Origin of the sequence: Mycobacterium sp., from assembly GCF_049647605.1 — a bacterium.
Taxonomy (GTDB): domain Bacteria; phylum Actinomycetota; class Actinomycetes; order Mycobacteriales; family Mycobacteriaceae; genus Mycobacterium.
Genome location: NZ_JBARXZ010000094.1, coordinates 1 through 9804 on the forward strand (window position 1 = coordinate 1; position 9804 = coordinate 9804).

9 protein-coding genes and 1 pseudogene are annotated in these 9804 nt (G+C 66.5%); 9 read left to right on the top strand and 1 reads right to left on the bottom strand.

The features are described 5' to 3' along the window. The 3 genes and pseudogenes from WBB07_RS12080 to WBB07_RS12090 form a co-directional block, all read left to right on the top strand. Positions 1 to 680, top strand: a pseudogene (locus WBB07_RS12080) (DUF4226 domain-containing protein); the annotation flags it as partial. A 9-nt stretch (positions 681 to 689) separates the two neighbouring features. After that, complete coding sequence (locus WBB07_RS12085) at positions 690 to 1007, top strand: type VII secretion target (RefSeq protein WP_526307937.1); 318 nt, start codon at positions 690 to 692, stop codon at positions 1005 to 1007. Next, a complete protein-coding gene (locus WBB07_RS12090; RefSeq protein WP_526307939.1) occupies positions 1004 to 1309 on the top strand; it encodes a DUF2694 family protein in 306 nt (101 codons plus the stop codon). The genes WBB07_RS12085 and WBB07_RS12090 overlap by 4 nt, the downstream gene beginning before the upstream one ends. 1 nt (position 1310) lies before the next feature. Here WBB07_RS12090 and WBB07_RS12095 read toward each other — a convergent pair whose 3' ends face one another. Then, entirely contained in the window at positions 1311 to 1454 is a 144-nt protein-coding gene (locus tag WBB07_RS12095; protein WP_526307941.1) for a hypothetical protein, read from the bottom strand. A 102-nt stretch (positions 1455 to 1556) separates the two neighbouring features. Here WBB07_RS12095 and WBB07_RS12100 point away from each other — a divergent pair, with 102 nt between their 5' ends. The 6 genes from WBB07_RS12100 to WBB07_RS12125 all read left to right on the top strand — a co-directional run. Continuing rightward, entirely contained in the window at positions 1557 to 2687 is a 1131-nt protein-coding gene (locus WBB07_RS12100) for a DUF5631 domain-containing protein (RefSeq protein WP_526307943.1), read from the top strand. 126 nt (positions 2688 to 2813) lie between these two features. Next, the gene (locus tag WBB07_RS12105) at positions 2814 to 3122 is read left to right on the top strand and encodes a DUF2710 family protein (RefSeq protein ID WP_526307945.1); all 309 of its coding nucleotides are present in this window, start codon (positions 2814 to 2816) and stop codon (positions 3120 to 3122) included. Positions 3123 to 3249: 127 nt separating this feature from the next. After that, positions 3250 to 4743, top strand: a complete 1494-nt coding sequence (gene eccB / locus WBB07_RS12110; RefSeq protein WP_526307948.1) for a type VII secretion protein EccB — start codon at positions 3250 to 3252, stop codon at positions 4741 to 4743. Between the two features lie 2 nt (positions 4744 to 4745). Continuing rightward, entirely contained in the window at positions 4746 to 8822 is a 4077-nt protein-coding gene (eccCa, locus tag WBB07_RS12115; RefSeq protein ID WP_526307950.1) for a type VII secretion protein EccCa, read from the top strand. Positions 8823 to 8945: 123 nt separating this feature from the next. Then, complete coding sequence (locus WBB07_RS12120; protein ID WP_526307952.1) at positions 8946 to 9239, top strand: PE domain-containing protein; 294 nt, start codon at positions 8946 to 8948, stop codon at positions 9237 to 9239. Between the two features lie 42 nt (positions 9240 to 9281). Next, positions 9282 to 9804 (top strand): PPE domain-containing protein (locus WBB07_RS12125; RefSeq protein WP_526307954.1); only part of this gene is annotated, 523 nt, incomplete at its 3' end.

The window sequence follows — 9804 nt, forward strand, 5'->3', positions numbered from 1 at the left end:
CCGTGCCGGCGATGTCCGGCCTGCCGATGCCCGGCGCGCTGGGCGGCGGCCTCCCGGGCGCCGGCGGTGGCTCACCCGGTGGTGCCGGTTGGTCCCCGGACGGAACACCGGTTTCCGGGCGGGGCGCTGAGATTCCGCGCCAGGACCTCGAGGATCTCCTGGCCGCAGCGGATGCGGCGCTGTCGGACGAGGCGCCCGCAACCGAGGACGACACCGGGCAATCGGAGTCGGAACCCGACGAAGCCGAAACCGAACAGGACCCCGAACCCCAACCGATGCCGGAATCTGCCGAGGTTCGCCTGCCCAACGGTGACCTGATCACCGCGCCGAACCCGCAGCTCGCCCAGGTCATCAACGCCGCACTGAGCGGTACGCCGATCGGGGAGGCATTCCACCGAAACGGGTTGACCATTCCGCCGCCCGGATCCCCGGTGGATTCTCCCGTCGACCCGAAAGACGTCGCCACCGGCGATGTCGGGATGTTCACCGACCGGCAAGCGTTGGCGCTGGACCGCACCAGAGCGCTGCTGGCCGGTGAGATCCAGCCACTTGCCAGCGTGAGTGGGCCCAGCTTCCTAGGCTGGATGCACCCGCCGTCGCCCAGTGATTCCGGACCCGCCACCGCACCCGCCGCCGAGAGCCCCGCCCCGACTCGACCCGCCACCACACCTGCCAACTAGGAGACCGCCATGCAGGACCGCATCCTCGTCGACCCGGCAAAACTGCGTGACGCCGCCCGCCACCATGCCGAGGCTGCCGATCACCTGCGCGCGGTGCCCGACAGCCACCAATCGATCCAGGACAGCCTGGAGTCGTTGGGGCCGATCTTCGGCGAACTACGGGACGCGGCCCGAGAACTGCTCGAACAACGCCGGCTGTGCTACCAGCAGCAGGCGGATGACCACGCCGACATGGCCGACAATCTGCAGCGATCCGCGGCGATGTGGGAGGACCACGATGCGGCGAGTGCGCAGCAGATGCACACACTGCTCGGCGAGAACCGATGACAGAACCCAACCCGGTCTTCGATGCGCTGCACCCGAGTGGCCAGCTGCTGTTTCGCAGCTGCCGTGGCGGCTACCTGCACAGCGTCGTGCTCACCGAGGAAGCGATGGGCGCGGATGCCCAGACACTGGCCGCAGCAATAAAACTGACTGCCGACGTCTCGTATCTCCGGGCACTCATGGAGGTGCGTTCGGAGATCCTGTCCGCAGGTCACACCCCCACTGACGAGGTGCCGACTCAAAGCGAACTGGACGCAGCCGAGGCTGCGCTGGCTGCGCACGAGCTGCTTGATGCCGACGGCTAGTTCAGTGCACCCAGGTCTGCGCGGTGTCGGCGGCAGGCGCGATGTCCGTGGGTGGCGCGACGGGGTTGTCGCCGAATAGTTCCCGAGCTCGAGCCAGCAATGCGCGCACCTCGTCGAGCTGCGCCTGCAGGGACGTATCGGACATGGCGGAGACGCTACCGACCGACCGCGCCCCTCACAATTCACCCCTCGGCCCGGTCGGTGGCTGGTGAATGGCGGCGCCGCCGTTCGTCGGTACGCTTGGCCGGTGGCGGCATTCGGACGGCGATCGGCGCGTCAGCGTCTGCGCCGGGCTACGGCGCAGGCCCTTTCGGTGCCCACCTTCCGCACGCCGGAGGACTGTACGCCATGGGTTTTGGGCGGGCTCTGGCCGATCGAGCTGAATGAGCTCACCGCCGAGACGGCCACGGTCGCGGAGTATCTGAAGCGCGACCTGCAACGCATCGCGGATACGGCCAACCACCGTATCCGGGCTATCAGCGAGGCCGGCCTGTCCGCACCCGTGCAGCTGGCCGATCAGCAGCGCGTCATCGACGCCGCCCGGGCCTTTGCGACAAAACGGGTCGATTCGACAGTGCGACAACTACATACGGTGCTGCCACGTCATCCGGCGCCGCCCACGGCTCCCGACGCTGCTGTTCTGGAAGTCGCGGTGCCCGACGCTGCTGAAGAAGTGACGGCTCCTGAAGCCGCCGTGCCGGAACAGGTCGCCCATCCCGAAGAAGCCAAAGCGTCTGAAGAATCCGAAGAACACCGCCTCCGCCGGCTGGTGGACGGGTTCGCCCGGCAGGAACCGGGGTTGCGGTGGGCCGTCGCCGGGAACCCCGACGGCACCACCGTTGTGCTCACCGACCTCGCGGGTGGCTGGATTCCGCCGGGCATCGAGGTGCCCGCCGGTGTTGAGGTGCTGCCTCCCGGCCGTCGCCCAGGAAATCTGCGGGCGTTGCTGCACGGCACGGAATCGTCGGCCACCTACCGCCCCGGTGACCGGTTTGCGCCGGCCCGTGGCGCCGCAGCGCGCGAGCGGCCGGGTAGCCGGACGGTGCCGGTGGTCGAGGACCTCGGCTGGCAGCTCGCCGAAGCCACCCGGTGGCGCGACGGACTGCCGCGGATCGTGCATACATTGGCGAAGGCTGCGGCCGCAGGAACCGGTGTGGTGGACGCCGAGCTCGATGTGTTGCGGGTCCACCTCGATACCGCTCGGTATCAATTGCTTGCGGGTTACCCGGACCTCGATGTGACAGTGTTGCTGAACTGCCAGCTCCTGGCGGCCACCGACGCCCTGGCAGCGGGGGACCAAATTACGGCGAATTACCACTTCGCGTGGTTTGAGGCCCTATATGAGCCGACATACGGCAACCGAGGCCCCATCTATTGACCTGACTTTGCTGAGAACCGCCGATCGTGGGCCTCGCCGACCGTAACCGTCATCGACTTGCTGAATTGACGCTGGTTGCTGGCCGTGGACATACTGTGACGATGTCAGGCGGGGGCTTGGGGTGCGGTGGGGAAGCGGGTCCGGATGGATGACCGCGCCCTGGTGGACGAGGTTCTCCGAGAATTGAATGCTGCCGCCGATCGCTGGGAGAAGCTGGTTGCCGAGGCTGAGAACGTCACCTACAGCGTCGATCTCGGTGATGTGCAGGCCATTGCCAACTCGGACGGGCGATTGCTCGAGCTGGTCCTGCACTCCCGCGTGACGGCGGACTACACCCACGCCGAGCTGGCAGATCGGCTGAATGCCGCGTTTGCGGCGCTACGTGCTGAGGCCCGAGCCGACAATGAGGCGCGATATGGAGGCGGACTCAGCTGATGGGCGACATCCGAGACACCTGCCACGGCCGCGGAGGGGATGGCCGGGGTTTGGTGTCATCGGTTGCGTCACGTCGCGGCGCCAGTGGCCGCGCGGCGAGATCTGATGCGCCGGAAGGAGTCTGCTGGTGCCGCTGAATCTCTCGAACCGAGACCAGAATTCGGGACACCTGTTCTACAACCGACGGTTGAAGGCGGCCGTCACGCGGTTCTCGGTGCGGATGAAACACGATGACCGCAAACAGCAGGCGGCGGTCGCTCTCGGTATCGTCTTCGTCCTGATCGGCGTTGCGTGGATGGCGCTGTTGAACGTGCTCAAACCCGCCGGACTGGTCGGCGACTCCGCGATCATCGGCGACCGGCAGACCGGCGCGGTCTACGCCAAGCTGAACGGCCGGCTCTATCCCGCCCTGAACCTCACCTCTGCGCGTCTGGTCACCGGCAACGCGGCGGCCCCGGCCTGGGTCAGCGCAGCCGAGATCGCGAAATACCCAACCGGACCGATGGTCGGTATCCCCGGAGTGCCCAGTGACCTCCGAGTGGCGGGTGGGACGTCGGCGTGGTCGGTGTGCGACACGGCGCCGACCCGTGGTGCCGGCGCACCTCCGGTCGTGACTTCGATCGCCGGACCCCTGTCGGCGGGCGGACGAGCTGCGCCGATGGCGCCGGGCCAGGCCGTGCTGGCCACCCACGGCGACCAGACGTTTGTGATCTGGGGTGGGCACCGATCGCGGATCGAGGCCGGCGACCGGTCGGTGACCTTCAATCTGGGCCTCGATCCGGGTACGACCCGGCCGGTCGTGATGTCCAATGCGCTGTTCGACGCGCTCCCGGCCACTGAACCGATCGTTGTCCCCCAGGTCCCGGAGGTCGGTGCTCCATCGAAGTGGCTGCCGGACTCCACGGTGGGTACCGTCTTCGAGTCTCGAGACGCCAGCGGAGTGGTCAGTGGTTTCTACGTCTTGCTTCCCCAGGGGATCCAGCAGATCAGTGCCTTTGTCGCGGACCTGCTGCGCACGTCGTTGAGCCAGAATTCCCCGACACCACAACTGATCTCACCGGATCGCCTGGTCGGAGTCCCCGATGTCGACCTGCTGAACGTGGACTTCTATCCGCAGACGTCGCTGGAATTTGTCGACACCGCCGCTCATCCGGTCACCTGTGTCGGCTGGACGAAGATGTCCACCGATCGTCAGGCCACAGTGACGGTGTTCAGCGGCCGGGGTCTGCCGGTGCCCCCTGCGATGGACACCAATATCGTTGCGCTGGTTCGCGATGACCGCGGTGCGGACTCCGTGGTTGCCGATCAGACGCTGGTGCTACCGGGTGCGGCCAACTTTGTCGCCACCACCAGCGGGGTGATCACCTCCGATACCCGGGAGAGCCTGTACTGGATTTCGCCGCAGGGTGTTCGCTACGGAATCAGCTGGGACCAGGCCACGCTGAGCGCCCTCGGCCTGAACCCGGCGAGTGCGGTGCAGGCTCCGTGGCCGATCGTCCGCACCTTCGCGGCGGGTCCGGCGATCAGTCGCGACGCCGCGTTGCTGGCCAGAGACACCCTGCCCGGCGGCGGTCAGGTTGCGCTGATACCGGATGCCAACCAGCCGATTGCGGGAGGTTAGCCGTGTCGAAACGGGGGTTTGTCCGGGGACCGCGAACCGCGGTGCCCACCGTGCCGCCCGCCCGGGTTGCCGTCGCCGCACCGCTGGAACTGCCCGAACGCGAACCACGCAACATCCTCTTGATGATCGCCATCCCGGCGCTGCTGGTCGGCATCATCGGCACGTTGGTGGTGATGTACACCTCAGGGGTCCGCTCGCTGCAGTCCGGCATCTTCCCGATGCTCGGATTGATCGGTTTTGCGGCGATGATGTTCAGTGGCCGTTTTGGCCGCGCCCGCAAGATCACCTGGGGCGAGCAGGAGAAACAGCGACGCATCTATCTGCGTCAGCTCGACGACGATCGTGACGAAGTTCAGCGGGCAGCCCAGGATCAGCGTCGCAGCCAGCTCTTTGTCCACGGCGACCCGCAGCGGCTGGACACCGTGATCGGGGGGCCGCGGATGTGGGAGCGGCGCCCGGCCGACCCGGATTTCCTCGACGTGCGCCTCGGGATCGGGGTGCAGCAGACCGCGGATTCGGCGGTATCGCTGCAGTGGCCGGATGTGCCGGTCGGTGAGGAGCTCGAGCCCGTCACCGGCGGCGCGCTCCGCGACTTCATTCTGGAGCAGAGCAAGATCCGCGGTATCGGAAAGGTGCTGAGCCTGCGGTCGCGGCCCGGATTCAGTTTCCTGTCAGACGATCTGGAGCAGCTGCGCGCGATGATGCGGGCGGTGTTGTCGGGGTTGGCGGTGTACCACGGGCCCAACGACGTCAAACTCATGGTGGTCACTCGTAACCCGGAGGCGTGGTCGTGGCTGGTCTGGTTGCCGCACAATCAACATGACGAGATGTTCGACGCCTGCGGTCTGCGCAGGTTGGTGTTCGGCTCGCCGACCGAGTTGGAGGAGGCCCTCGACGCCGAGCTGAACCGGAAGGGCCGGGGGCCGTGGGCGCCGCCGGCCGGCAGCAGCCCGTTGTCGATGCCGTCGCCGGTGGAGGCGGCCGCGACTTCCCTGGGGCCGCACTGGGTGATCATCGACGACAACACCGGGACACCCGAGGCGTGGGAAGGGGTGACCGGGCAGAAGGGTCGTGCAGGTATCACGGTGTTGCGGTTGACAACCCGGCCGGGTCACGGTGTCGGCTTCGCCGCCGCCGATGAGCGGTTCCAGCTTCGTGAGGGTCGGCTGCGGCATCGTGACGCGTTCTACGCCGTCGCCGACATGCTCGCCGAGAGTACGGCCGACCGGTATGCCCGGGCATTGGCGCGATGGGCGCCGATGAGTGCGGGCGAACTCTCGGAAATGGACAGTCAGGGCGGAGAGTTGTTGCGCGCGCTGGGGATCGGTGATCCGCGCAATCTCGATGTGGACCGCTTGTGGGCCGAGAGCCGAGGCCGCGGCGACGCGAAGTGGGCGATGGTCCCGGTGGGCGTGAAACCTGGTGGTGAATTGCAGTACATCGTGCTGCGGGCCAAGGATTTCGGTGGTTTCGGTTTCCACTCGGTGGTGGTCGGCACCTCGGGTTCGGGGAAGTCCGAGTACTTCCTGTCGCTGTGCAACGGCATTGCGCTGACCCATTCGCCGGAAACCTTCATCGTGATATTCGTCGACATGAAATTCGAATCGGCGGCCCAGGATCTGGCGGGCCTGCCGCACGTGGCCGGCTCCTTGTCCAACCTGGGCAAGGATGATCGGCACCTCGCCGAGCGGATGCGCAAGGCCATCAACGGTGAGATCGCGCGGCGTTATGCGCTTTTCAAGAATGCCGGGGCCCGCGATGCCAATGAGTACGAGGAGATGCGGCTGGCGGGACGGGATCTCGAACCGGTGCCCATCCTGCTGGTCATCATCGATGAGTACCTGGAACTGTTCCACCACCATCCCGACTGGATCGACCTGGTGATCCACATCGGGCAGGAGGGCCGCGGCTGCAACGTCTTCTTCACCCTCGGCGGTCAGCGGCTGGACCTGTCGTCGCTCAGTAAGGCCAAGAGCAATCTGGCTTTCCGGGTGGCGCTACGTGCCGAGACCGCAGAAGATTCGCGGGACGTGATCGGCAGTGACGCGGCGCTGCATCTGCCGTCCAAGGAGGCGGGTTACGCGCTGCTGAAGGTCGGCCCGCGAGAGCTCGAGCAGTTCCGGTGCTTCTACGTGTCGGCGCCTTTTGTGGTTCCGAAGAAGAACGTCATCACCGACAAGACGGTCGACATGAGCTTCCGGCAGCCGCGGTCGTTGACGTGGGAGTACCAGCCACTGAGCGACGAGGACAGCGCTGCGCTGGCCGGGGCGGACGACGTGGTGGAACCGGATGAGTTCCTGTTCCACTCAGATGGATTCAAAAAGAAGAAGCTGTTGGATGTCATCCGGGAATCCCTCGTCGCGCATCCGGCCAGAGCGCCGCACCAGATCTGGCTGCCCCCGTTGGAAGTCAGCGAGCGGGCTGACGAGCTGGTCTATCGCTGGCGTGGGAAACCGTGGCACGTCGATTACGGCGACAATCCAGGCCTGGTGTTCCCGGTGGCCGTCGAGGACATCCCCGAGGACCACCTGCAACAGGTCTTTGTAGTCGATGCCGAGATGGACAACATCATGGTGGTGGCAACCGCTCAACGCGGTAAGTCGACGACCCTGATGACGCTGATGACGACGGCCGCGCTGATGTACCGGCCCGAGCGGGTCACGTTCTTCTGCGTGGGGGCCTCGTTGTACCCGGTGGAGGAGTATCCGCACGTCGCGGGCGTGGTCAGCCTTACCGACACCGAAGGGGTCTCACGAACGATCGCCACCATCGAAGGGCTGATCCGGGCCCGGGAGGCGGCGTTCAAGCAGTACCAGATCGACATCTCTGAGTTCCGGGAGCGCCGTTTCGGTCCCGCGGGCGGGGCCGGCACGGACCCGGCCGACAAGTTCGGTGACGTCTTCATGGTGATCGACAATTTCGGTGAGCTCTATGAGAAGGACTACGGGCTCGGTGACCGGGCCATCGCCATCGCCAGACAAGGCTTGTCCTACGGCGTGCACGTGATCACCAGCGCATCCGCCTGGCTGGTGGGGCAGAAGCAGGCGCTGCTCAACGTGTCCAACGCCAGGCTTCAGCTGCGGCTGAGCAACCCCGATGAAACTCAGATGGGCACCGGGATGGACCATCGTCGGGCAGCCCGCAACACCTTGGACCGGCCCGGTTTCGGGCTGACCCGCAACGGCCACGAGATCCTCATCGGCGTCCCCGAGATCGTCGGACCGTCCGGTGAGGTGGTCGGTACCCGCCAGGTCGGTGCGGTGATCGCCGGCAGTACCGGGGCCGGCAAGGTGGAGAAGCTGGCCCGGCTGCCGGAGCGGGTGGCGCTGCAAGAGATCATCGCCGCCCACAGTGCGGCCCCCGGTGGGGCGGATCCGCTCAACATCCCGTTTGCGATCGGTGAGAGTGCGTTGCAGCCGGTGGCGCTCCCGGCTCGGGCCACGCCGAACCTGCTGGTCGTCGGGCGTGGCCAGTGCGGCAAGACCACCACGCTGGCTGCGCTGGGGCAGGCGGTGACGCGGCTCTACACCCCGGAACAGGCGCAGATCACGATCGTCGATCCCAAGACGACGTTGATCGGGAAAGTGCAAGGACCCCATGTTCGGGCCTACGCCTACACCGTCGACGACATCGACAAGGTGATCGGTGAACTGGCCGCGGAGCTCCACGACCGGCTGCCGCCGTCCGGTCTGAGTCAGGAAGAGCTGCTCAACCGGCCGCGGTGGGAAGGTCCGCATCACTTCGTGTTGATCGACGATGAACAGGAGCTCCGGCCCAACGGGGTGCTCGGGAAACCGGCGGCCACCGCACCGCTGTGGGGATTGATCGAGCGCAGCCGTGAAATCGGACTGCACGTGATCATCTCGCGGTTGCCGGGCAATTGGGCCGGTGTCTCGGTGATGAACCCACTGCTGCAGAAGCTGACGGGAGCACGAACCCCCACGCTGTTCATGGACAACGACGGCGCGACCGTCAAGGTGTTCGCCAGAACAAGTGCCCAGCAACTACCACCCGGCCGCGGGCTGTTGGTGACCACGGAAGGAGACATCGAAGGAGTTCTGGTGGGCAACCCCGAATGAGTGGGGGACGAGAATTCGCTACGGATAGCCAAAACATGTGTCGACGGCAACGGTCAGCACACCTAGACTCGTGGAACAGCACGCGGGCACGGCCCGCGATCTTCAGGGAGGGCATCAGAAATGATGGATGTACAGCCAGCAGTGATCGGTCTGTCGTCGGCGACCGAGGGCGGAATCGGCGCTTCGATGGCCGCCAGCGCATCGGCGGCGTCGGCAGCGCTGCTCGGCGCCACACCGATGGGAGCCGATGCCGACTCGGTGCAGTTCGCGGCTGCCTTGAACGCCGCGGGTGCGGCGTATTTGGGTACCACCGCCGAGCACACCGGTCAGCGGGCCGCCTACGCGGGCGCGCAGTCGTTGGCGTCGAGCACCTACGCGCTTGCCGACACGATCACCAAGTCAGCGTTTCTCACCTAGGCATTTTGTCCAGAAGCTTCTCACCACGGAGATGAGACTCCTATGGATCCGCTCTGGCCGGTCATGCGACCGGAAGACAACTACACCCGCCTGACCGCGGGAACCGGTACCGCGACCACGCTGGCCAACATGGCGGCCTGGATCAGCCAGCTGGCCAGCCACGAGATCTCTTTCGGGCTGTCGGTGATGAACAGCGCAGCCACCATGACCAACTGGAAGGGTGCGGGCGCCGTCGGCTCGGCCGAGGCCGGCCTGGGGCTCAACACCGCGCTGCAGCTGCTGGCCGGGTGGGTCACGGAGAAGCCGCCGCTGGCCAGTGCCGCCGTCGCCGCTTACGAGGCCGCGGTGTCGACGATGGTGCCGGCGCCGGTGGCAGTGGCCAACCGCGTCGACGAGGCGACCTGCCAGGGCATCAACCCGTCGGTCTGGGGTGCGCTCACCCCGCGCATCGCCGAGCTCAACATCGAATATCACGGCGTGATGTGGCCGAACAACTCACGGGCCGGGGTGGTCTACGGTGCCGCACTGGCCGCCCTCACCGCGGCCTTGGCGGTACCCCCTCCGG